Raw genomic sequence first — 22,878 nt, forward strand, 5'->3', positions numbered from 1 at the left:
AACACCGGCCTCAATGTTACTCAATGATTGTGTTGATTAAGCGGCTTTCTCACCGGCTAGGATTTCTAGCACTTCGTTGACATCACTGGTCGTGGTCAAGCGCTCAATCGCCTCTGGATCATCAAGTGCATTGGTGATGGTAGTAATTACCTGAATGTGTTCATCATTTTTGGCTGCGATACCGATTACTAGTTTCGCTACATCGTCCTCGTCTTCTGTAAACTGCACACCATCTTGGTATTGGCAGATAATGATGCCGGTTTTCATTACCTTATCTTTGGCTTCCACGGTACCGTGAGGTACTGCAATTGACTCGCCCAAGTAAGTTGGAACCAGTTTTTCACGCTCGAACATGGCATCTACATATTCGTCTTGTGCGTAACCAAGCTTCACTAGCTGCTCACCAGCGTAACGGATTGCTTCTTCTTTACTGTTCGCTTTCAGGCCAAGGTGGATATTCTCAGCTTGAATCTGGAATACCTGTGCTGGTTGCTCTTCAAAGCTGTCATCGTTGGCGGCAATTGGAGACACTTTTACCATCTCGCCATTTACCATCTCATCATCGTTAGCCGCTTCTGGGCTGCCTGCAGCTACAATGCTGGTTACGAGGTCGTTGTACACCTGGCTATCAAGGAAGTTAGTTAGCGAAAGGTGCTGGGCATTAGCGGCGTGCTTACGTGCACGGTCAGTTAAATCTTTATGAGTAATCACGATATCCACCTCTTGCGGCAAGCTATTGATAGCACAGTTGGTCACACTGATATTTAGGCCCGCTTCCTGAACTTTCTTACGAAGCAGGCTGGCACCCATCGCACTGGAGCCCATACCGGCATCACAAGCGACGATGATGTTGCGCACATTGGCTAGATTGAATTCTGATTGAGCAAGAACTGTTGCTGGAGAACCTTTAGACCCTTTTGAAGAAGCTTTCATGCCTTTCATCTTGCTCGTTGCTTCTGCAAGGTCGTCGCCTTCTTCATCTGTCACTTTCTGCGTTTTCATCAGTAGCGCAGCAACACAGAAAGAGACGGACGTTGCAGCGATAACAGAAAGGATTACCCCGACAAATGATGCTTTAGGTGTCATCAGCAAGATTGCGAAGATTGAACCCGGAGATGCTGGAGACACAATGCCTGCATCGAAAACTGTTAGGGTGAACACACCCGCCATACCACCTGCGATAACCGCAAGGATTAGACGTGGGTTCATCAAGATGTACGGGAAGTAAATCTCATGGATACCACCGAAGAAGTGGATGATAGATGCACCGCCAGCAGTTTGTTTAGCCGTACCGCGACCGAACACCATGTAAGCCAGTAGGATGCCTAGGCCAGGACCTGGGTTAGCTTCAATCAGGAAGAAGATTGACTGACCCATCTCGTTTGCCTGCTGGATACCCAGAGGAGAGAAGATGCCGTGGTTAATTGCATTGTTGAGGAACAGGATCTTCGCTGGCTCGACAAAAATTGACGTCAGAGGAAGCAGGCCTGCGCTCACCAGCATGTTTACCCCACCAGCCAAGGCTGATGACAATACCTTCACGAATGGACCAATCATGTAGAAGGCAAGGATAGCACATAGCATACCAACGATACCGGCAGAGAAGTTGTTAACCAACATCTCGAAACCGCTCTTCACTTTGCCATCAACCCAGCGGTCAAAACGCTTGATTGCCCAGCCACCCAGCGGTCCCACCATCATGGCACCCATGAACATCGGGATATCGGTACCGACGATCACACCGATGGTTGTAATGGCACCGACTACGGCACCGCGATCACCACCTACCAATTTACCACCGGTATAACCGATGAGTAGCGGCAGCAAGTAAGTAATCATTGGACCAACCAACTTAGCTAGTTCTTCATTCGGGAACCAACCCGTTGGAATGAAAAGTGCAGTGATGAAGCCCCACGCGATGAATGCGCCAATGTTAGGCATCACCATGTTAGATAAGAAACGACCAAAATTTTGTATCTTGATCTTTGCATCTGGTGATATCATATCGATTCCCCGTCTGATGTTCAGTTATAGATTTTGTGTTAGGTACGGTTCGCCAAAACCGTCCAATTGCTTAGTACCCAATTAATCTAACACAGAATTTTTAAACCGATCTGATGACGGGTTTTTTGTGAGCCACATCCCCGAAATCCCCCTCCCAACCTTTTTCTTCGTGATCTTTATTGCAAAACTGTAATGAAACTTTTCTACAAATAAGCCCAAATCAATTTGTCAATAAAAAACAAACGATCAACATCACAGAACCAGTCAGGACGCTTGTTAATCAGTTGGTGATCACGATCACATAAAGAGCAATTTAGCTCTATTAAGTCGACCTTGATGGTGATGCAGATCACATTCACACAGCCAATACCAGCCCCCTTCAACTTGTCAGCCGTTCCAGTGTTACGTTTTGTAACTCACTTTCAGTTGAAGCAAGCGAAAAGCCATATCTAACCACTTGCTTATAAACATAAAACACACCTGATTTCCCACCACAAAAGGGGTAGTCTCGCTAGCTGATATCCCTTTATCTGTCAGGTATAATTTGGGGGTTCACCAGGAGGGATGATGACGAATTACATTGCGCAGAAACAATCACTGCCGCTCTATGTGCAAATTGCAGACTTTATTAAACAAGAAATTGAACGCGGTAACTTCAAGCCGGGTTCGATATTGCCTTCAGAAAAGCAACTGGTGGAAGATTTCAATGTCAGCCGCGTAACTGTTCGAAAAGCAATTCAGATACTGAATGATGAAGGGCTGACATACAGCGAAAAAGGTAAAGGGACTTTTATTGCCCAGCAGAAACTCAAGCACAGCTTTGTCAATGTGGTGGGTTTAACAGAAGAAAGCCAGTTAGGCGGCCAGAAAGTCAGTAATAAAGTGATTGATTTCGCCATTATTGATGCGTCTGCTGCAGTTGCCCAGAAACTACAGATCGCAGAAAACAGCCCAGTCTACTGCTGCTCCCGTCAACGCCTATTAGACAACCGTGTCGCGTCTTTCGAAACCTTTTATATCCCGGTCAGTTACCTCCCTGAAATGACCGAGCAAGATATGGCAGGCTCCAAGTTCGCTTACCTAGAAGCCAAAGGCTACAGCATTGGCCAGATCACCCAAAAGCTAAAGCCCGCATTGCCAGAAAAACGTATTCAAGGGTATTTCGACATTGATCCTTTGACACCTATTTTGATCAACGAATCGCTCTCATACCTTAAAGACGGCCAGATCTTCGAGCTTTCAACGGTTTATTTCAAAACCAGCGAGTACGATTTCGAGCTTGTTGCTTATAACGAGTAATGTCGCTAACAGCCTATTAATAGATAAAGAAAAGGCGCCCCGAAAGATGGAAGGGGCGCCTAAAACGTTACCCTCCAACACGGGTAACGTTTTATTAAGATACTAAGGCTCGAGGGAAACCTTAGTACAAAGAAATAGCTGACATTTCAGAAATGCTCACTTGTGCAGCACCAGCAAACGCCAAGTTATGGCTCCGGTTAGGGATAAAGAATCGGGATGTCATCACCTCTTCTCCACCATTGATGAAAATCTCAATCACTGAGTTATCTATAAAAATTTCCAGCTGCTGTAAGCTGTCCAACTTCACTATCCGCTCAGAGCCAAAACGCTTCATATCATCGGTTTCAACTGTCTGGCTACGATCAAGCAGTAGGCTTCCATCTTGATGTGTCAGAATGAGTTTGTATTCAGCGTCTTCAAACAAAGTAAGGCTAAATGCTTGGTCAGCAATGCCATCAACTAAAATGTGAGATTGGCTGAGATTACCGTCAATGTCATAGCAGCCAGGCTGCTCTAAAGTAACCAACGGCTGTTTGAGTTGATCGAACTCCACCAATGGACGCTGTATCAGTTTACTGCCTTCCATCACCAACTCACGCGGCATGGTAAGCATGAATTTCCAACCCATTAGCTCCGTCGGAATGCTCAATGAACCATTGCCGCACCAAGCCAACATGATGTTACGCTCACTATCGGTGAAAGTTTGCGGGGCATAGAAATCAAACCCTTTGTCGAGCTCAATCACCTGCTCGGCGTGCATTTCACCTTTCTGGTATTGGCCAATCATCAGTTGGGTACTGAAGATATTGTTGTAACGCTCTGCCTGCGGCTTCAAACCCATTGGCGAGAGGATAAACAAATCTTTGCCATTGGAATGGCTGATATCCGGGCACTCATGCATATATACATCTGCTTGCTGGGCAAGATCCGACTTACCACCGTAGCTAACTTCACCCACTAGTTCCGCTTGGGTCAAGGATGTCATCTTATACAGTAGCGTCGCGCCGTTTTCACCTTCACGCTGGGCGCCCACCACGAACATCAAATCGCCCTCATCGTTGATAAATGGACTTGGGTCACGGAAGTTACCGGTATACCCAGCAGGCGCTTCAGGCACAATATTCCATCTATCAAGTAGCTTACCGTCGGTGGAGTACTTGGCAATATTCTGGTTCTGGGAGAATGTCTCACCATCCTCATTCATCACATTGCCGCTGTAGAAGCAGTAGATGAAACCATCAATACAGATTGCGCCGCCAGAATAGATCCCATGTGTTTCAAACTCATTTTCTGGCGCCAGCACATCCCCTTCTTCAAAGTGGATGAAGTCTTTGGTGATGAGATACTTCCAATGCTTCATGCCATGAAACGGACCAAACGGGAACCACTGGTAAAACAGGTGGTACATTTCACCATCAAATACCATACCGTTCGGATCATTCAAGTGACCTGTTTTCGGTGCAATGTGGTAAGCAGGCAGATAATCCGTATCCTGCGCCAGCATCTGCTGGCGTAGGTTTTCTAGTTCTCCGGGTTTAGCTGTCCCTAGCGCTCGGAATCGATTCGACTTATCAATCATTACGCTGTTTCCACATTACTTTCTGTTACTGACTTCTTTGTTGAAGGCTTATTTCTAGAAGATTTACTTTCAACATCCGCAGGGTAATCTTCCAGCATTTTCTTCGGAATACCCCACAAGCAAACAGCAATGAAGGCAACCACAGAGGTAATGAGCATCAGCGCAGCATAAGATACGAACTGGTGCATATCATAGGTGTAGAACAAGATGCCCGGTAGCATACTGATACCATTGCCCTGAGCCGCCAGCTCAAGTAGCGCCGCTGCCATACCACCGAAGCCACCGACAATCGAAGCCACGACGAAAGGACGAATACCGAAGCGAAGATTCATACCGAAAATAGCCGGCTCTGTAATACCCAGGTAAACCGTGGCACCCGCTGGAATACCCGCCGCACGGATCTTCTTGTTACGTGAACGGTAAGCTAGTGCCAAAGCCGCTGCACCTTGCGCCGCCATTGAAGGCATACCTAGCGCAATAATTGGGTTCATACCGGTCTGGCTAACCAGCATAACTTCAAACATGGTAATGATGTGGTGCATACCGGTAACCACAATCGCTTGCAGGAACAGGCCATAGATAAAGCCACCGATACCAAATGGGATATCAGCAAGGCCCGTCAATACAAAACCAATACCCTGCTCTACAACCTGAAGTGCAGGACCAAGTACGCTCAATGCCAGGAACAAAGTGATAGACACTGACAAGATAGGCACAAGGATCAGCTGTAATACATCCGGTACTACCTTATTCAAGCGCTTCTCGATTTTCGCGCCCATCAAACCAACAACCAGTGAAGGCAACACAGAACCTTGGTAACCTTGCCACGCAATCACATCAAATAGCATGATGGCATTAACATCTGGATTCAGCGCCACTTCCCATGCATTAGGGAAAGCCGGGGAAATCAACATCAAGCCCAGCAGAATACCCAAGGAAGGAGATCCACCAGCCACTCGGTAAGCCGACCAACAAACCAAAGCGGGTAAGAATACAAAGGCAGTTTCAGTTACTGCGGCCAAAAATGCAGTCAGAGGCTGCGGCACACTATCAGGAGACAGCCCCATCATAGCCAAAATGGCTGGGTTGAGCAGAACTGACTTCAAGCCCAAACCCACACCGGTCGCAATAATGGCAGGCAGGAGCGGCACAAAAACATCTGAGAAAAAACGCATCGCACGTTTGTGTGCAGGCTCTCGCTGAATCGCTTCCTGTTTTACTTCGCTAGCCGATTTTGCTGCAAAGCCTTTGTCGGCCAACTGGTCATAAACCTTGTTGACGATACCTGTGCCAAAGATCACCTGATACTGACCCGACGTGAAGAACTGCCCTTTCACCAGATCAATATCAGAAATTTTCTTGTCATCGATAAGATCTTTATTTTTAACGATGATCCGTAGTCGTGTCGCACAATGGGCAATCGACTCGATGTTGTCTTCGCCGATCACCTGAATAAGCTGATCCGCAATCTTGCTGTAGTTTGCCATAACCAATCCCAACTTGTATTAAACATGTATACAGTAATACAGGTGTAATACATGGTGAATTCTTTTCGTATATTTAGTCTATATAACGTGCTGCAACTCACATCTTTTCGAACCTTCGTACACCAGAGTGTAAGCGCTATAGTCAACACCTTACATATTGCAGAAATAAAAAAGGCCAGTGAAAACTGGCCAAACTGGATAGTGCGGAATTAAGAAGGTTAATTAAGTATCAGCTTTGAGTACTCCCCTTCGGATCTGATCAAGCTCGATAGATTCGAACAGTGCCTGGAAGTTACCTTCACCGAATCCTTCATTACCTTTGCGTTGGATGATTTCGAAAAACACGGGGCCGATAACGGTGTCAGTGAAAATCTGAAGTAATATGCCGGTCTCATCACCATCGATCAGGATCTTCAGATCTTGGAGTTTGGCGACATTTTCGTGATGGCCGGGGACACGCTTGTTGATCCCTTCATAATAGGTATTAGGCGTGTCCATGAAGATCAACCCACCTGACTTTAATTTCGATACGGTGGCAAAAATATCATCGGTGCTCATGGCGATATGCTGAATCCCTTCACCATTGTATTGATCGAGGTACTCAGCAATCTGCGATTTGTCGTCGCTGGACTCATTGATCGGAATGCGGATCTTGCCACAAGGTGCTGTCATCGCCCGAGACAGCAAGCCTGTCATTTTGCCTTTAATATCGAAGTGCCTGATCTCCCTGAAGTTAGCAATACGTTCATAGAAGCTGGCCCATAAATCCATATTGCCCTGCTTCACGTTGTGAGTCAGGTGATCAATAACGTGTAAGCCAGCATCAAGCTCTTTCATCCGCACTTGATAGTCAGGATAAAAATCGAAGTCGATATCATAGATATTACTGTCACCATATCGATCAACGAGGTAAATCAGTGATTCACCGATACCATAGATAGCAGGAATATTGAGCTCCATCGGCCCCGCTTGTGGCGGACAAGCCGTAGCCCCTTTCTCGACAGCATAAGCCAGTGCCTTGGCTGAATCGGCGACCCGAAAGGCCATTGCGTTTACGCTGGCACCATGTACGCCAGCAAATCCAGAAGCCTGAGAGTGTAGCTCCCCATTGACGATAAAATTGACATCTCCTTGGCGGTATAACCAAACTGACTTGTGCTTGTGTTTGGCGATTTCTGCAAACCCCATATCGTGAAAGAGTTGTTTGAGGTTTGCGATCCCTTCAGGTGTTGGGGCGGTGTATTCCACAAACTCAAAGCCGTCCGTCCCTAGTGGGTTTTCAATCATCTTCATCATCCTTCTCTGCCACTAAAAATGCGGTCAATTGACCTTACCTTAAGAATTAGCAGTTCTTTGTTTGGATGAGAAATTCGTGCTGCAAACCATGTTGCAAAAATGTAAACACGCAACGTAAACCCATATTGACAATTTGATACATACACTTAGAGCAACTATTGAGTGAGCTATCACAAAAATCATTTTCTTCTTATTGATCAGTGAGATTTTCACTTTCTCATCACCAAAAAGAAAATTTACCCACTAAAGTTAATTGAGGAGGTATGAAGGAGGCAATTGTAGTATGTCAGTCACTAAGCGGGACCAGCTAAAGCTACCAAAACGCAAAAAACCAGCGGTTCTGCTGACACCGGATGTAGAGATTTACCTCCCCACCTACCATTTTCTCGTCAACGAATTTGATCACGCTAGAAGGCACGAACTGGGTATCATCCGCGATGACCACGAGGAGTTTATCCACCAATACCGCGTAGCCCTAAGAAGAAGCCGTGCTTTGATCACCCTACTGAAGCCTCTCTTCCGCAGCAAAGAAAAAGACATTTTAAAAGACACACTAAGACAACTCATGCAGCACACCAACCTAATGCGTGATCTCGATGTGTTCCTCATCAATATGGAGCAATACTTTTCCCTGCTTGAGCATCAACACCATAAAGGCTTGATCCGTTTCTTTGACGATATTCAGTCACAACGCAGGAAGTCACTCAAGATACTCAAAGGGTGGTTAAAGTCTGGTGAATATAAATCGGCTTGTAAACAAGTACTAATCCAGCTTGAGAGTATGCGTGATAACCCGACATCAGAGGGGCAATTAGAGAGCAAAGCCACGGCTCACAGCATGTTATGGCATCAATTCAAACAGATAGAAAGCCAGTGCCACAATATTGATGGCAATACTGATGATGCCATCATTCACCAGCTTAGAATCGACTGTAAGAAATTTCGCTATTTACTTGAATACTTCACTCCGTTGCTATCAAGCAGTGATACCAAAAAACAAATCGCACAGCTAAAAGTACTGCAGGATAAACTTGGAAGCTTCAATGATTCTTCTGTCCAATTAGAGTTTTTCAAGCACTACCTAACTGAGCAAAAGAAGAAAAGCGGCCGTTACCAGGCCATTGAAGAGTTGATTGATATCTACGGGGATTACCATTTGAAAGCGAAAGAGTTGACCGTGGAGCAACTCATTCAGTTCAGGCAGCCTAAAAACCTAGACCTCTACTACACCCTCTATCAAGAACCATCTGATTGAGCCTATTCACTAAAACAAGCCCACACTCTTGCATGGGCTAACACGCTTATACCAAAGAGCTTAGCGATTAAGGGCGCGAACAATATCTTTTTCAATCGCTTCAGGGTTTTTGGTTGGGGCGAAGCGCTTCACCGGCTTGCCATCACGGCCAATCAGAAACTTAGTAAAATTCCATTTGATTTTCTTGCCCATCAAACCCGGTAACGCACTGGTCAGGTATTTGAATACTTCATGGCTATCAGGCCCATTGACATCAACTTTCTCAAACATTGGGAAGCTTACGCCATAGTTAAGTTGGCATACCTGCTCAATTTCATTGTTTTCACCAGGCTCCTGCCCGCCAAACTGATTACACGGGAAACCAAGGATCACTAACCCCTTTTCCTGGTACTTATCAAATAATGCCTGTAGTCCTTTGTACTGAGGAGTGAAACCACACTCACTGGCAGTATTAACCACCAAGACCACCTTTCCTTCAAACTCGTTCATATCAACAGTGTCCCCGTTGATTTTATTAGCTGAAAGCTCGTAAAAGCCTGACATAACCTATCCCTCTGTTTGATTTGAATGTTTTCTATATACCTGATTTATAGTAAATGAATGATTTAGAAAGTGAGCTCTAATTTTGTATACTGGCTAAACTGCACCTTACCCGTAGCCCAGTATGAAACCATTAAAACAACTATTGAATGAATTTGGCTTTGAGCAATTGCCATTTAGTGAAGCCGAGCGCGATTTCGCCGTGAGTTTCGTCGACTTCAGATCTGATTTTTTCCTTAATGTTTGCCAGCAAAAAGCGGACAAGCCCCAACAAGACCTAGCACTTGGGCTATTCACTCACTCGTTCCAACAAATTTTGGATGAGTTTCAGGCTACACAAAGCAAAATCACTGAAATGGATACGTTGTTCCAGCAGCATGTCGGCGAGCAGCACGCTAAAAAGTTTCACACTATGAATGCTTTAGAAGTCAAAGCTATCGCAATGATTTGGTTTCTATGCCAAGGATTCAATGGCATTGATTTCAGCTACTCCAATGATCACGCCACCGAAATTAGCCAACAGCTAGCAAGCAATAGTAATACTTGTGACAACGCCAAAGCAGAATCGTTACGCCAGCAATTCATGCAATCCTATTACATAGGTGTTGATCAGGCTCACAATATGAAGCCAAAAGAAAGCCTGCTATTAACATTACAAAACGCAGTAAAATCACTTTTTAAATGAGTCGCTTAGCCCACATAGCGACTTTAAGGGGACTAACTTAAGTTAACAACCAATATTAACCATTGAAAAATAAAGGTTATAAGGACCTACGCAGACCATAAAAAATAATTTGAATGTTTAGTCTAGGCTAACTCTTTAATCAAAAAAGACTTTAACAAAACAACATACAACTTTTACATCATTGATCGTTGCACGTTTTTTACCCAGATCGTATGATTCTCGCACTTCAAATATGTTGTTCCTTAATCGATTTATTGCTACGCCTATCATGGACTTGATAGGCGTTTTTTTTAAATAATCGGCCGGAACTGAATATCTAAGTAATGCGCTAGTTTGTTTTGCAGCGCCTGCTTCTTCTCATCACTCAAAAAGCTTGCCTTTATGGCATTGTCACTCAACAACGCAACATCCTGTTTGGATAGTTCAAAAGTCTCTGCAACGGCTAAATAATTGTCATTGAGATACCCGCCGAAATAAGCGGGATCATCTGAGTTAATTGTCACCAACACGCCTTGTTGAAACAGCTCAACAATATTGTGATTAGACAGATCATCAAAAACTTTAAGCTTCACATTCGATAACGGGCATACCGTTAAAGGGATCTGGTGCTCGGCCAAATATGCCACCAGCTTTGGATCATCCGTACATCTCACGCCATGATCAATGCGATCCACTTTAAGCACTTCGATCGCTCCCCAGATATATTCAGCGGGTCCTTCTTCACCAGCGTGCGCTACAGTTTTGAAACCTGTATTTCTCGCCATAGCAAAAACACGCTCAAACTTCTCTGGCGGGTTTCCCTGCTCCGATGAATCCAGCCCTACAGCCATAATATCGTCTTTATACGCAATAGCCTGTTTGAGTGTCTCTATGGCGTCCTCTTCGGATAAATCACGTAAGAAACACATGATCAGCCCTGAGGAGATCCCCAGATTGGTTTCTCCATCACGCAAAGCTCGGGTTATTCCTGCAGCTACCGTGTCAAAAGAAACACCTGCCCGAGTATGGATCTGTGGTTCGAAGAACACTTCAGTATGGATAATGTGCTGCTCTTTGCAGCGCAGGAGATAAGCATAGGTAAGGTCATAGAAGTCCTGCTCGGTTCTAAGTACCAAAGCGCCTTGATAATACAAGTTTAGAAAAGCTTGGAGATCGTGAAACTGATAAGCCGCTTTTAACGACTCGACTGAAGAATAGGGAAGTGTAACGTTATTTCGCTGAGCCAGGGCAAACATTAACTCTGGCTCAAGCGTTCCTTCTAGGTGAAGGTGAAGTTCAACCTTGGGCAACCCACTGATAAAGCCTTTCATTACTCTTCCTCCACTAGAAAGGTAGGGCTCCCTACCCTTTGGAGTCTTAGGTGGTATTGAAAGTAGTGTAGTTAAACTTGTGTTGTCCCGCTTAGTAACCTTCCGCTTAGTAGCGTTGCCACTGTCCGCGCATCATGAATCCGCCAATAGCCATCATCACAATACCGCTGCTTAGTAATAGTTGGTATTTGTGCTTCACTTCGCTAGCGGCATGATCGGAGCTGAAGGAATGAAGATAATCTCCTCCACCAGCACTAATAAAGGTGCTCATGTCAGACACTACCTGCGTTTGGCCAATCATTCCGCCGATAGTCACAATACCAAAAATTAAAGAAACACTGCCAATCAGTAGTGAAAGGAAACCCCAAGTTCGTTTGATGTCCATGTCTAGCCTAATCTTTTGTTCTATCGTTTTATGCTAACGTGATTACGTGAAATCATTGTCAACATAACGTAGGAAACTGAAAATATCAGGCGTTATTGATATTTTTATGAACAAGCTTCCAAAAAACACAACATTGGTTACTTTCACTACTGCAATTTCAGGCATAGAGGTTGTAAATAAGCCCAAGCAAATACGCTTTGCTTGGGCTCTTGAGGAATGTTTAGTAAGCATGTTAACGCTAAATGAAAGTATAGCGCTGCTACTCGGTTAAATCGGTATCAACCCAATATTTTGAGCCAGATATGTTAGCGTCAAGCAACAAGCCTTTTTCACCAATCTGGTAAATCGCCATCCCGCCATTATATTTCGCGGTTAACTCGGCGCTGTCGGTACCTGCCACCACGCCCATTTCTGAAGTGGCTTCCCAGCCATCGGTGACAAAGCCATCAAAGGTTTTCTGATCTTCGAACAAGATAACCTGCTGATAGAACTTGCCGCCAAGGCCTACTGCAAGCCCGGCACCAAACATCTTCATGTAAGTGTGCTTTTCTGTTTTACGGTTAACTGCAACGCCAGCCCCTTGGTTGGTATGGAGCATCAATGAAAACTTGCGGGAGTCAAACACCGCATAGCCATAGGCGCTATCAAACAATAATTTGGCTGACGGCTGTTCATTGAATAAACGTACCAATGCGGTATCGGCCATGGTGTTCAGTGCCAGCCGAGCTTCCTCAGGGGTTTCTGGCTCGAGCATTTCATCCAACTTGGCATCCGCGACATCCAGCCATTCCTTGCTTTTCTCTACCGATGCATCGGTCCATTCACCAGCAGTGTTATAGGCATCCTCTCCCCACTCAGAAACGGAATCCCATGTTTCCTTTGAGAAATCCGATACGGAATCCCAAGCTTCTTTGGAGCCTTTGCCAACTTCCTCACCAAGCTTTGAAGCAGCATCTTTTATTTCATCCCAGCCAGCATAAGCCGGAGCAGTTGCTGTTGTTGCCATAGCTGTTGTCGCCAGAGCTATGGCAACTACCAATGAACGTAACTTCACAATCGTCCCTCCTCGCTAGGTTATATACCAAGTTTGATATAAGCCTAGTCCAGCATATAAAAGAAAGGCCAAGCACAAAGCTTAGCCTTATATCCCAATACTCTCTTAATATTGAATTAAGCGAGTCATTACTTCTTCTTAGGGCGGAAAGGCTTCATTACCTCTTCGTTACACTCGAGGTACGGACCTTCCATCAAATCGATGCAGTAAGGAATAGCGGGGAATACCGCATCCAGACATTCGCGGATCGACTTAGGCTTACCCGGCAGGTTAACAATCAGGCAGTCACCACGCAGGCCAGCTGTCTGACGGGACAAGATAGCTGTCGGTACAAACTTCAACGACTCAGCACGCATCAGTTCACCAAAGCCTGGCATCATGCGATCACATACCGCTTCGGTGGCTTCAGGGGTCACATCACGCTTAGCAGGTCCTGTACCGCCTGTAGTCACAATCAGGCTGCAGTCTTGCTCGTCGGCCATTTTGATCAGCGTTGCTTCGATCACATCCTGCTCATCAGGAATGACTTCATACACTGGCTCCCATTCAGAAGTCAGGTAATCATTCAACGTATCGATAATCGCCTGTCCAGAGATATCTTCGTAAACACCTGCGCTAGCGCGGTCGCTGACAGTAACGATGCCGATTTTTGCTTTAGTCATTGGTTATTCCTCAGGCTGAGCCTTGTTATCCATTTCTACTTTCTTGCAAGCAGGAAAGTAATGTTTCTTCATGCATGCAAGTTTAAGAAATTCTCTTGGATTGTTAAACACCTAATGCGGGTAAAGACGATTATAGGCCGCCCATTAAGGTATATTTGGTTTCGAGAAAGTCTTCTAAGCCTTGCCGTGCACCTTCACGCCCCAAACCTGATTCTTTCACGCCACCAAAAGGGGCGACTTCGGTAGAAATCAATCCTTCGTTGATCCCTACCATACCGTACTCCAAAGACTCACTGAATTTAAAGGCGCGAGACAGAGATCTCGTGTAGGCATAAGAGGCAAGGCCCGAGCTGACATGATTAGCCCGGCGGATCACCTCATCGTCATCAGAGAAGCGGAATAAAGCGGCAACCGGGCCGAATGTTTCATCGGAAGCAATCAGCATATCGTCGTTCATTTCGGTCAGTACTTGAGGCGGGAAGAAATGAGTGCCTTCTGGTTGCGGCTCGCCGTAAGCCAGAGTTGCGCCTTTTGCTACCGCATCATCAATATGGCTTTGCACTTTAATAACCGCTGCCGCATTAATTAGAGGCCCAAGGTTTGCTCCTTCTTCAAATCCATCCGCAACTTTGAGAGCTTTGACCTTTTCGACCAATTTCGCCGTAAACTCGTCATAAACATCGTCGTGGACATAAATGCGGTTAGCACAGATACAGGTCTGTCCGGCATTACGGAATTTTGCCACCATCACCCCGTCAATGGCTTTATCGAGATCGGCATCATCACAGACAATAAACGGTGCATTACCACCCAGTTCCAGTGCCAGCTTCTTCACCGTATCAGCAGACTGCGCCATCAAAAGTTTGCCGACCCCAGTAGATCCGGTAAAGGAGATTTTCTTGACAATAGGACTCTCAGTCAAAGTGCTGCCAATCGCCACTGCATCGCCTGAGATCACGCTAAACAGCCCAGCAGGGATCCCTGCTCTATCAGCAAGCTCAGCCAACGCCAGCGCGGTCAGGGGAGTATCCGGCGCAGGTTTGAGCACTACCGCGCATCCAGCTGCGAATGCTGGTCCGCATTTACGGGTGATCATCGCCGCTGGGAAATTCCATGGCGTGATTGCACCTACAACTCCGATCGGCTGCTTAGAAACCAATATCCGGGCGTCCGGCTTGTGGCTCGGGATCATTTCCCCATAAGCACGTTTTGCCTCTTCGGCATACCATTCCACAAAACTGGCCGCATAGGTGATTTCACCTTTTGCTTCTGCCAATGGTTTGCCCTGCTCCAGCGTTAGGATAGTCGCCAAATCTTCGGTATTTTCTACAATCAGCTCATACCATCGGCGCAAAACTGTTGCCCGCTCTTTCGCCGTTCGTGCCGCCCACTCACCCTGAGTCTTCTCGGCTGCATGGATAGCCGAAAGTGTTTCATCACGGCCAAGACTCGGTACTGTTGCAATCAGTTCGCCCGTTGATGGGTTGGTCACTGGGATATAGGCATCATCAATCGCAGTCACCCAGTTACCTGCCACATAGCAGGCTTGTTTCAGTAGTTGGGGATCATGTAGCTTCACGAATTATTCCTCTAAAGGGCATCAGTTTAGCAACCAGCATAATGACTTACGGGAATAGTTTGAAGTTAGCTTGATCGTGTTTTCAGACACTGGTGACATTTTGTGACTAAGTAACCAAGCAATCCGTTACATCCATTCACAAAATAGCAACCGTAGAGACATATTACGGATATCAATACGATTGCGTCAGCTTACACAGTCAATTATTCTGTTTGAATAAAGACAAACACACACAACAAAAGACAATCGAATGAAACGCGAACATAACTACCCAATCGGAACACCAGGCACGCCATGGGGCGACGAAGAAAAAGCACAATGGCTGGCACAAACAACCATTAAGCGCTCGTACCAAGAAGAAGTGGTATCTAAAATCAAAGCACTAGAAACTGACTTCGACCTAGTCCAATACGGCGCGCTTAGCTACGATGTCGAGAAATACCCATTGTTTGCCATCAAAACCCGCAATTGGGACAGCAGCAAACCCGTTGTTCTGGTTACTGGTGGTGTTCACGGTTACGAAACCAGCGGTGTACATGGTGCCTTACAATTTGCCCAAACCAAGGCAGCACAATACAGTGGCCGTTTCAACATTGTGATTGCGCCTTGCGTCAGCCCTTGGGGCTACGAAGTGATCAACCGCTGGAATCCTAATACGGTCGATCCTAACCGCGCATTCTATGCCGACAGCCCTTCAGAAGAAGCGGCCAACCTGATGAAGATGGTTAATGAGCTGGAAGGTGAAGTACTGGTTCATATCGACCTACACGAAACCACCGATACCGATGAGCTGGAATTCCGCCCGGCACGCGAGGCCCGTGACGGCAAGCTATATATTGAAGACGGTGTGCCGGATGGCTTCTACACCGTTGGTGATACCGAGAACCCACAGCCTGATTTCCAAAAAGCGATTATCGACTCTGTTCGCAAAGTGACTCATATCGCGCCACCAGATGCTGATGGCAACATCATCGGTAGCCCTGTACAGCAAGAAGGTGTGATCAACTACCCACTGAAAAAGCTGAGCCTGTGTAACGGCATTACTGATTGTACTTACGGCACAACCACAGAGGTCTACCCGGACAGCGACCGCGCAACACCGCAGCAATGCAATGACGCGCAAGTTGCTGCGATTACTGGAGCGCTGGATTACGTTATCAAGCAATTGGGCTAATTATTCACGGGTAATTATGCCTGGAGGAAAGCAGGAACTATTTTTTCCTGCTTTCTCTCTATTATCTACTTTCTTTATTATTGATTCCTTCCACTCAAACTCCACATGAAAGTTTGAAGGTACTCAACACTAATCACAACTTTCGAAGCACCTCTCGGTTTATCCCGCCACTTAGAGACCAAAACATCTATAATTTAATACTTTCAATGAGTTGTCATTTTAGGTGGATATGCGCTTTTTATTGTTAGTCACATTTACGATTCTATTGGGTGCGTGTGCCACTTCTCATTCAAATATTTATTCCCAAGATCTGCAAGGATGCTTTAACCAACTTGCAGCTTTCAAGCACGAAGTAAACCGTCAACAAGTGAACGATGCTCAGGTAGTTAACCACAAAGCTTTCCCCTACCTCGCTTTTGATCGGTTCAGCCAATCACAACTCAATCGACTATCCACTCAGCGAGACCGCGAGCAATGGCTCGATTATACGGCTCAACTCGCTACCCACCAGCGCCAAGCGGAATATAGCAACCTCATAGTAAACCGGTTTGATTTAGCCGCACTGGATAGCTGTGCTGAAAAGCTAGTGACCGCGGCCAAACTCAACAATACAGTATGGACAGCCATCACTGAGTACCCCATCTCAATTGCTGATAGTTATGAACCTTGGTTGCGTGTATTTGGGCTTTACCCCATCAGTAGCCAAGTCGCCCAATCGTCTATCAATAAGGAAAAAAAGCGAATTTTGGCCGGCTTTAATGAGCTGACAAACGAAACAACTCATTACCAGCTAGCTAAAGAGACGGTTGGAAATCAGAGGCATCTAACCCAGCCACAAATAGCGCAATGGTTCAACGAGGCAATCGATGCATCAACCATGCACTGGCCACAATTAAACGATGATCAGATTTCACAGCTATATCACCATTATTCGCCATTAATTAAACTAGAAACTGTCTCTGATGATGATATACCGGGCACGGTGCACTACGTGGATAGTCAGCAAATGCCAGCCGTTAATGCAGCAAAGCCCGCTATCTATCTGCACCACAGTTATACCCAACTGTATGGCAAAGCCTATCTACAACTGAACTACAGTCTGTGGTTTGCCAACCGCACGGCGACATCTTCTTTAGACCCCTATGCAGGTAAATTTGACGGAGTCTTGCTGCGGCTAACCCTCGACCATCAAGGCCGACCTCTACTGCTCGACTCGATTCATCACTGCGGTTGCTACCATATGGTCTTCAATTTCAGCAAAGAGTTAGCTTTTGCCAATGCAAACCCCGACACTGAGTCGCCTTTGATATTTCAACGTACAGCCCCCAAAGAGTTTGTTGAATCTATACCTGCCTTGTCTATCACCCTATCCCATGGCGAGCATATGATTAAACAGGTTGAGTGGCTAAAAGAGGGAGATTTAGAAGCCGACCTTTCAGTCCTACCTCTTGTCGGCCACAGTTATAATCAGCTACGGCAACTCCCGACGGAAAGGCACCATACAGTTAGTCTCTTTGACCAAGCAGGAATGCTGCCAAGCAGTGAACGGCTGGAAAGTACCTACCTTTGGCCTTTTGGCATTCCGTCTGCGGGAGCGATGCGGCAAGTAGGGCATCATGCTATCGCTTTCATCGGCACCCGTCACTTCGATGAGCCCCGACTGTTTGAGCAAATTCTTCGTCCAGCCACCCAGCCCCAAAACTAAGGCCGCTAAACACAGTGCTACTGGAAGCCGTGTAATACGAGAACGAGCCACACTAGCAAGATGAGAATGAAAAGAAATTAGAATTGGTGTTAGGATACACCTTTGCGATATCAGTTTGTTTTCGCTAGTAAAGGAGCTACCTGTGCAAACCTCATTCATCGACGGCGATTTGCTTTACCGTCAGCATACTTTTGAAGTCCCTCTTGATTACAGCCAGCCACAAGCACAAACCATCTCGGTATTTGCCCGCGAAGTAGTTGATCTTGCAAGGCAAAATGATGACCTACCTTGGCTAGTCTATTTCCAGGGCGGTCCCGGTTTTCCATCTCCTCGCCCCGACAGCCGCTCAGGTTGGTTGAAGCGTGCGCTGCAGCATTACCGAGTGCTACTGTTGGATCAGCGCGGCACCGGCAACAGCACATTGATCAGCCATCAAACGTTGACTCACATGTCAGCCCCTGAACAAGCCGAGTACTTAAGCCACTTCCGCGCAGGCAATATTGTCCGTGATGCCGAAACCATTCGAGAAAAGCTCGGGGTAAAACAATGGGCAACACTAGGCCAAAGTTTTGGTGGCTTCTGCTCGCTAACTTACCTGTCTTTCTACCCGCAAAGCCTGAGCCGCGCATACATCACTGGCGGGGTACCTTCTCTCACTCGGCATGCTGATGAGGTGTATCAGGCGACATATAAGCGAGTACAGGACAAGAACGATGCGTTCTTTGCCCAGTTCCCGTCAGCGCAGTTGCAATGCCAGAAAATCGCCGATTACCTGCTTGATAACGATGTCCGCTTACCAAATGGACAGCGCTTCACCGTAGAGCAATTCCAGATGATTGGTATCAACCTTGGCCGCAGTAATGCCAATGTACCGATGTACTACCTACTCGAAGACGCCTTTGTGGAAGTTAATGGCCAAGAAACCCTGAGCTACGCTTTCCTTAACGCTATGCTGGCTGAGCAAAGCTACCAGACTAACCCTATCTATGCGATTTTGCATGAGTCCATTTATTGCCAGCACTCGGCATCGAATTGGTCTGCCCACCGGGTACGTAACAGCTTCCCACAGTTCAACTACCAGAAAGGGGATACTTTCCAGTTTACAGGGGAAATGGTCTACCCTTGGATGTTTGAGCAGTTTGAGTGCCTCAAACCATTGCAGGAAGCCGCTAACCTACTGGCAGAGCGTACTGATTGGGCAGATTTATATGACGTACAAGCGCTAGCTAACAATACCGTTCCAGTTGCTTGCGCGGTTTACGCTGAAGATATGTATGTAGAGATGCAGTACTCGCTAGAGACCCTGAAAGGTGTACCAAACAGCAAAGCCTGGATCACCAATGAGTATGAACACAACGGCCTACGCGCCGACGGTGAGCGTATTTTGGATAAGCTGATCCAAATGGCTGATGGTGTGGCGAACTTGCCATAGTGCGTATAAATTTATCCCCTTTTAGCAAGGCTCTATTTGGGGATAAATTTCCCAGTTCATTAATTGAAAAGCCTTTACCACCAAAGTTTTGCAAGAGTTCTGTCAGATTTACTGAATCTCTGCTGAATTACAGCCAATAAGCCACATTCACGCTACCTTTAAACAGTACACTTAACCCAATTGAATCTCCCTTCGCTGAATTGATACAGGAAACTTATGACTTCCCTACGACTGTTGACCACCTTGTGCTTGGCAGCCTTTGCCGCCTCACCCGCCATGGCGCAAAACACCCAGTATGAAAGCATTATCGAAAGCCGCAGCCAGATTGACGATAAAGTCGTCTTAGGTCGAACAGAGCTCGTTTATTTTCCTGCTATTGATTCACTCGACAATATTGGTATTCCAGCCAAAATTGATACCGGAGCAGATTCAACCTCTATCCATGCCGAAAATATCGTCATTACCACTAATGAATCGGTCTTTAAAGGTTTAGAAGGTGACGAGTTGCTTGATGCTATCGCCGTTGAATACGACGCCCTTGGTAGTACTCAACTACGAGATCGGAAAGACAAAACCAATATCATGGTGAGCTTTGATATCAGGCATCCTTATACCGGTGAGCTGATCCGTCTTGAGAAACCGCTTTTCCGCCTAGCCATGATAAAAAGCCGGGGAGATGGCCATTTGGCCCGCCCAGTGGTTGAGCTCGATCTGACTATCGCAGGTCAAACAGTGAGTACCGAGGTTAACCTCACTAACCGTGATCGCTTCTCGTACCCCATTCTGATTGGTAAAACGTTCCTGCGTAATACTGCCTGGGTCGATGCCGGATTTGATTACCTTCAGGCGCAGCCTGATGCGCGCATTATTGGCCGCAAAGAAAAAGCATCTATTGAGGCACTACCGCTTGAAGTCAGCACCTCGTTCGATAGCCGTTACAGTATTCTCCATGCCCTCGATATCAAGGTCGATGAAGAAAATAAGTCTGTCACCTTTACACTGGAAGGCCGGGACAAAACCCGCAAGACAATGACCAAACCGCTAAGCCGCATGCTACGTTTCAGCAATGCCCAAAGGCCAATGGTTTATCTACCAGTAAAACTTGGCGACTCGGAGCAATACATTCAGGTATACCTTAAAGACCGATCAAAGAATCACAGCCAACTTCGTCTCGGAACAGAAGCCCTGAACCAATTCTTTGTGGTCAACCTAGGAGCGAGCTATTTGGGTAAATCGGATTTAGCACCTATCTCTAACATGGCCAAAGACGATTCTATTTTGATGATCAGCGGTGAAGAAACCGTCAAAATTGACGGAGTAAGCATCAATGCAGGGCCTTCAGGGATCATCAAAACGCCTCTGCTAAAGGTCTCACAAATTGATGAGCAGCGAACTGAATATGGCCGGATGATCCAATACACTATCAAGGATGCCAATGGCAACAACCACCGTTTGGACAAGCCATTAAAGAGAAAGATCCGTGTTGGTGATCAGGTACGCCCAATCGTGGGTACGGAAATTTCACTGCCTTCTTCACTGCTGCTTCGCGATATAGCCCTTGAGACACGTCAACAAGACGACAGCCCATACAGCCAACTAGAGATCAGCCCAGATCTGATCCCTGGTGACTTGCTTGTTAATACTCGCACAACACAACTACTTGATAAGCATGCACCCAAACATGCGGGTTATATCGAGCAGCTGAAAATGGATAACATGCAGTTCCCGGTAAAACTGGACACTGGCGCAGACGTCAGCTCCATGCATGCTACCGATATCCAGGCCTTCAAGGAAAACGGCAAGGAGATGGTCACTTTCACCTATAGCAACCACCAGGGTGATGAAAAAACCTACACCCGAGAAGTCGTAAAAACCATGCGTATTAAAGCACGCGCCGGGGAGAAGCCGAGTTCGCGCTATGTGGTGAAGATGAAAGTGAACCTGGATGGCATGGAAAAAGAAATCAACGTTAACCTGCGTGACCGTAGCCGGTTCGAGTACAGCATGATTCTGGGCAAGAACTTCCTCAAGCACAATATCGTGGTCAGCAGTGACGACCAGTTCATCCTAACCAAGAAGAAATAACTTTTTCTCTGCCCTATCAAAAAACAAAGGAGCTTTTCAGCTCCTTTGTTTTTATATACCCACCAGAGTTCTACTCTATCTGCCCTCGAACTTCACCACTTGGCACATCCGGTGTATGAACATTGAGATAATGACCTGCCGCCAGTAATTTCTCTGCGGTTGCTTCGTCAATCTCAACTTCACCAGGACTGCGCCAAGTTGACACGCCATCTAGCTCCAGATCGACAATGACCCCACCGTTAGTGCCTGCTTCACCTTCGTGAACATGGGCTGCAACAGCATCATCTAAGTCAGTTGTATAGATCAGCACCGAGAGCAAATTAGTTTGCGAATCAAACCAGACGTAGCCATCACCGGAGCCATCTGTTTCTACCGGAGGCACTTCCTGCTGCCCATCAAGCCCAAAGGCAAACAGCGTTACCGTGCTTGGGAAGATCTGTCCTCTCAGCTCCCCACTTGGCACATCGGGAGTATGAACATTGACATAGTGTCCCCCGTCAAGCAGCTGTTCAATCACATCGACTTCAAGCGTCGCGCCATCAGGTGTTTGCCACACGCTCGGATCATCGGCACTTTGTTCAAGGAAGACCACTACACCGCCATTTTCCCCGACTTCCCCTTCGTGAATATGGGCGGCAACGGCATCTTCTACACCCGTCGTAACCACTTTTAAGTTCACGGCATTGGTTTCGGTATTTACCGTTGCATATCCATTACCCGTAGCTTCAGTATCTACTGCAGGGACTTCTTGGCGACCACTCAGTACAAAAGCCAATATTTCTGTGTCGCCACCTACAATCTGCCCTCTTACTTCACCAGATGGTGTCTGCTCAGTATGTACATTGATATACCACTCATCATTTTGCAGCATGACGGCTTGCTCTGCGGTGATCTCAACTTCCTCTACCGACATCGTACCATCACCATTATCGACAAACTCGAACGCTACAGGGCCATTTTCACCTATTGCCCCTTGATGAATATGGGCTGCAAGCACACCCTCAACCTCGCTGACATCGATATTTGCCGACAATAGGAAACGTTCCTCATCGCCCGCCCCATCATCGTCGTCATCATCTTTATATGTACTATCTTCATCACCTCTCTTATTGGGCTGATCACCTGCCGATACTTCATTGATAGTCACATTTACAAAACCATCATCATGACTCTTTTCAATCAATAACGTTACTTCGCCAGAAGCCATCGCTTCGGTCTTCACTGGTGGTACTTCTTGAGCGCCAGACATAGTCACTTCAAATGTTATTTCTTCATCATGACAACCGACCAATGAACTAACGGCTATTAGCAATAACCAAATCAAGTGTTTACCCATACCCCCTCCAA

Annotated in this window: 18 protein-coding genes; 7 read left to right on the forward strand and 11 right to left on the reverse strand. The window is 46.4% G+C overall.

Going from position 1 to position 22,878, the window contains the following annotated elements:
* Window positions 1-36 precede the first annotated feature (36 nt).
* Complete coding sequence (locus tag ACXAD4_RS19920) at window positions 37-2,004, reverse strand: PTS mannitol transporter subunit IICBA (protein WP_475243640.1); 1,968 nt, start codon at window positions 2,002-2,004, stop codon at window positions 37-39.
* Window positions 2,005-2,571: 567 nt separating this feature from the next.
* Between ACXAD4_RS19920 and ACXAD4_RS19925 the strand changes: the two genes are divergently transcribed.
* A complete protein-coding gene (locus tag ACXAD4_RS19925; protein WP_475243642.1) occupies window positions 2,572-3,303 on the forward strand; it encodes a GntR family transcriptional regulator in 732 nt (243 codons plus the stop codon).
* 121 nt (window positions 3,304-3,424) lie between these two features.
* Here ACXAD4_RS19925 and ACXAD4_RS19930 read toward each other — a convergent pair whose 3' ends face one another.
* The 3 genes from ACXAD4_RS19930 to hppD all read right to left on the reverse strand — a co-directional run bounded on the left by ACXAD4_RS19930 (window position 3,425) and on the right by hppD (window position 7,662).
* Window positions 3,425-4,882 (reverse strand): glycoside hydrolase family 32 protein, encoded by a 1,458-nt coding sequence (locus ACXAD4_RS19930; protein ID WP_475243643.1) that lies wholly within the window; start codon window positions 4,880-4,882, stop codon window positions 3,425-3,427.
* Complete coding sequence (locus ACXAD4_RS19935) at window positions 4,882-6,369, reverse strand: PTS transporter subunit EIIC (protein ID WP_475243644.1); 1,488 nt, start codon at window positions 6,367-6,369, stop codon at window positions 4,882-4,884. Before ACXAD4_RS19935 ends, ACXAD4_RS19930 begins: the two co-directional genes overlap by 1 nt.
* Window positions 6,370-6,591: 222 nt before the next feature.
* On the reverse strand, window positions 6,592-7,662 hold the full coding sequence (gene hppD, locus ACXAD4_RS19940; protein ID WP_475245597.1) for a 4-hydroxyphenylpyruvate dioxygenase: 1,071 nt from the start codon (window positions 7,660-7,662) through the stop codon (window positions 6,592-6,594).
* Window positions 7,663-7,948: 286 nt separating this feature from the next.
* On the opposite strand from hppD, the gene ACXAD4_RS19945 reads away from it, so the two are divergent.
* A complete protein-coding gene (locus tag ACXAD4_RS19945; RefSeq protein ID WP_475243645.1) occupies window positions 7,949-8,920 on the forward strand; it encodes a CHAD domain-containing protein in 972 nt (323 codons plus the stop codon).
* 60 nt (window positions 8,921-8,980) lie between these two features.
* Here the strand turns inward: ACXAD4_RS19945 and ACXAD4_RS19950 are convergent, their stop codons facing one another.
* On the reverse strand, window positions 8,981-9,463 hold the full coding sequence (locus ACXAD4_RS19950; RefSeq protein ID WP_475243646.1) for a glutathione peroxidase: 483 nt from the start codon (window positions 9,461-9,463) through the stop codon (window positions 8,981-8,983).
* 121 nt (window positions 9,464-9,584) lie between these two features.
* Between ACXAD4_RS19950 and ACXAD4_RS19955 the strand changes: the two genes are divergently transcribed.
* Window positions 9,585-10,145: a hypothetical protein gene (locus ACXAD4_RS19955; protein WP_475243647.1), complete on the forward strand. Its 561-nt coding sequence runs from the start codon at window positions 9,585-9,587 to the stop codon at window positions 10,143-10,145.
* A gap of 290 nt (window positions 10,146-10,435) precedes the next feature.
* On the opposite strand, the gene ACXAD4_RS19960 is transcribed toward ACXAD4_RS19955, so the two are convergent.
* From ACXAD4_RS19960 to ACXAD4_RS19980, 5 genes are all read right to left on the reverse strand, one after another.
* Window positions 10,436-11,455 (reverse strand): adenosine deaminase, encoded by a 1,020-nt coding sequence (locus tag ACXAD4_RS19960; RefSeq protein WP_475243648.1) that lies wholly within the window; start codon window positions 11,453-11,455, stop codon window positions 10,436-10,438.
* Window positions 11,456-11,561: 106 nt separating this feature from the next.
* The gene (locus ACXAD4_RS19965) at window positions 11,562-11,840 is read right to left on the reverse strand and encodes a hypothetical protein (protein ID WP_475243650.1); all 279 of its coding nucleotides are present in this window, start codon (window positions 11,838-11,840) and stop codon (window positions 11,562-11,564) included.
* A gap of 259 nt (window positions 11,841-12,099) precedes the next feature.
* Window positions 12,100-12,846, reverse strand: a complete 747-nt coding sequence (gene befA, locus ACXAD4_RS19970; RefSeq protein ID WP_475245598.1) for a beta cell expansion factor BefA — start codon at window positions 12,844-12,846, stop codon at window positions 12,100-12,102.
* Window positions 12,847-13,022: 176 nt separating this feature from the next.
* On the reverse strand, window positions 13,023-13,556 hold the full coding sequence (gene mog, locus ACXAD4_RS19975) for a molybdopterin adenylyltransferase (RefSeq protein WP_475243651.1): 534 nt from the start codon (window positions 13,554-13,556) through the stop codon (window positions 13,023-13,025).
* Window positions 13,557-13,686: 130 nt separating this feature from the next.
* The gene (locus ACXAD4_RS19980; protein ID WP_475243652.1) at window positions 13,687-15,135 is read right to left on the reverse strand and encodes an NAD-dependent succinate-semialdehyde dehydrogenase; all 1,449 of its coding nucleotides are present in this window, start codon (window positions 15,133-15,135) and stop codon (window positions 13,687-13,689) included.
* A 250-nt stretch (window positions 15,136-15,385) separates the two neighbouring features.
* Here ACXAD4_RS19980 and ACXAD4_RS19985 point away from each other — a divergent pair, with 250 nt between their 5' ends.
* The 4 genes from ACXAD4_RS19985 to ACXAD4_RS20000 all read left to right on the forward strand — a co-directional run bounded on the left by ACXAD4_RS19985 (window position 15,386) and on the right by ACXAD4_RS20000 (window position 21,531).
* On the forward strand, window positions 15,386-16,309 hold the full coding sequence (locus ACXAD4_RS19985) for a M14 family metallopeptidase (RefSeq protein ID WP_475243653.1): 924 nt from the start codon (window positions 15,386-15,388) through the stop codon (window positions 16,307-16,309).
* A gap of 229 nt (window positions 16,310-16,538) precedes the next feature.
* On the forward strand, window positions 16,539-18,014 hold the full coding sequence (locus tag ACXAD4_RS19990) for a hypothetical protein (protein ID WP_475243654.1): 1,476 nt from the start codon (window positions 16,539-16,541) through the stop codon (window positions 18,012-18,014).
* 142 nt (window positions 18,015-18,156) lie between these two features.
* The gene (locus ACXAD4_RS19995) at window positions 18,157-19,446 is read left to right on the forward strand and encodes an alpha/beta fold hydrolase (protein WP_475243656.1); all 1,290 of its coding nucleotides are present in this window, start codon (window positions 18,157-18,159) and stop codon (window positions 19,444-19,446) included.
* 216 nt (window positions 19,447-19,662) lie between these two features.
* Window positions 19,663-21,531: a putative ATP-dependent zinc protease gene (locus ACXAD4_RS20000; protein WP_475243657.1), complete on the forward strand. Its 1,869-nt coding sequence runs from the start codon at window positions 19,663-19,665 to the stop codon at window positions 21,529-21,531.
* 70 nt (window positions 21,532-21,601) lie between these two features.
* Here the strand turns inward: ACXAD4_RS20000 and ACXAD4_RS20005 are convergent, their stop codons facing one another.
* Complete coding sequence (locus tag ACXAD4_RS20005; protein WP_475243658.1) at window positions 21,602-22,867, reverse strand: CHRD domain-containing protein; 1,266 nt, start codon at window positions 22,865-22,867, stop codon at window positions 21,602-21,604.
* Window positions 22,868-22,878 lie beyond the last annotated feature (11 nt).

It is taken from the genome of Photobacterium sp. AWH4_225 (assembly GCF_056158405.1).